This window comes from Vibrio sp. Vb0937 (assembly GCF_033338855.1).
This window is the reverse complement of the sequence record NZ_JAWOTK010000122.1, coordinates 1-1660: the sequence shown is the minus strand read 5'-3', so window position 1 is coordinate 1660 and position 1660 is coordinate 1. Positions and strand designations below refer to the sequence as shown.

At 48.1% G+C, this 1660-nt stretch carries 3 protein-coding genes; all 3 read left to right on the top strand.

What is annotated here, in order from left to right:
• The coding region (locus tag R7P67_RS23680; protein WP_318086175.1) for an SCO family protein at positions 1 to 474 on the top strand (474 nt) is incomplete at its 5' end.
• Positions 464 to 925 carry a copper chaperone PCu(A)C gene (locus tag R7P67_RS23675; RefSeq protein WP_318086174.1) on the top strand — a complete coding sequence of 154 codons (462 nt, stop codon included), beginning with the start codon at positions 464 to 466 and terminating at the stop codon, positions 923 to 925. The genes R7P67_RS23680 and R7P67_RS23675, both read left to right, overlap by 11 nt.
• A 176-nt stretch (positions 926 to 1101) precedes the next feature.
• Positions 1102 to 1398: a glucose PTS transporter subunit EIIB gene (locus tag R7P67_RS23670; RefSeq protein WP_005480175.1), complete on the top strand. Its 297-nt coding sequence runs from the start codon at positions 1102 to 1104 to the stop codon at positions 1396 to 1398.
• Positions 1399 to 1660: the final 262 nt, after the last annotated feature.

Here is a 1660-nt window from a genome sequence, read left to right as displayed (position 1 = left end):
AATCAACCAGTCAACGTCTTGGATGTGAACGACCCTCGTATTCGTATTGTGTATTTCGGTTTTACTCGTTGCCCTGATGTCTGCCCAACGTCGCTCGCGATGCTGGCAGGTGCACTAAATCAAATCAGCGATGAGCAAAAAGCGCAGCTGCGCCCGATGTTTATCTCTCTCGATCCAGAACGTGATGAAGCAGACGCGTCCGCAAAATATGCGCACTACTTCCACCCTATGATTGAAGGTCTATCTGCGCCGTTGGACATCACGACACCACTTGCTCACCGCTACGGCGTTATTTTCCGTAAAACCGAATTAGAAGGTTCGGAACTGAAGTACACCCTTGACCACAGCTCTTACTTCTACTTCCTCAAACCGGACGGCACGTTGATCACCAAAGTGCCACACACGCTAACGCCTGCGCCGATTGTTGAAGCAATTTCAAAACTCACCACTAAGGAAGGCTCGAATGAAGGCTAATCAACTGTTTAAAACATTGGCTTTGGGGGCATTACTGCTCAGCCCTTTAGCTCAGGCTAAGCTCGATGTCATGGCGCACGAACCGTATGCGCGTGCTATGGCTCCGGGTGCAACCACCAGCGCCGTCTTCGTAACCTTTGCCAACCGCAGCCAAGACGACATCAATATCGTTGCCGCAGAAACGCCAGCAGCGGGCAAGGTTGAATTGCACGATGTCATTAAAGACGGCGATGTGATGAAAATGCGCCAAATCGACCGCATCACGCTAGGCGCAAAAGAGACCACCGAGCTAAAACCAGGCAGCCTACACATCATGCTGTTTGATTTGAAAGCGCCGCTCAATGAAGGGGATGAAATCGAAGTAACCGTGACTTACGATAACGGCCAAAAGCAGAGCTTTAACGCGCCAGTGAAAAAAGTGATGTCAGGGATGAAACATACAGCCCACTAAAATCGAATTAGGCTCCTCATTAGGAGCCTTTGTTTTCTTCGCTCTCTCGCAGCGCAATGGCGATTTTATTTAAAAATGTAAATCTGTGCTTTATGCCCCATACAACACACCTCCCTCTTCGCTATAACTCTATTTCCTTGTTTCCACATCTAACCCTGTTCCCGAGATAACTCTTTATGTTTCAAGCTCTCAAACGCGTTTTCAGTTTTTTGACTCAAACCAATCCAAATGTCGAGCAAGACGTGGACACCATTATTGCCGCAATTGGTGGCCTCGATAACGTGGTGGAAACCGGGGCGTGTGCAACGCGGCTAAGACTCACGCTGCGCTCTACTGCTGTCGTAGATAAAGAGGCTTTAAAGAAACATGGCGCTCATGGCGTTGTTGTGTTGGATGAACGTCATATCCAAATCATATACGGTTTGAAAGCCAACACGTATTCGCAGATCATGGAAGAACGAATGACAAGCTAGGCGCTCGTAGCAACTCTCCTAGCAAACTAAGCGGTGATTTTGCTACCCACAAATAAAAAGGGCAGCTATACTCTCCTCGTTTCATTAACCAAAGAATGAACTCACCAACGTATCAACTAACAAAGAGGACACATGATGATTGTATTGAATAGCACTAACTGGGCATCGCAAGGGTAAACCTAACCGCACCAACTCTGTGGCATAGCCACAACTCCCCTTCTCTGCCCGGTCTTCACCGGGGTCAACTCTATCCGAATTAGAC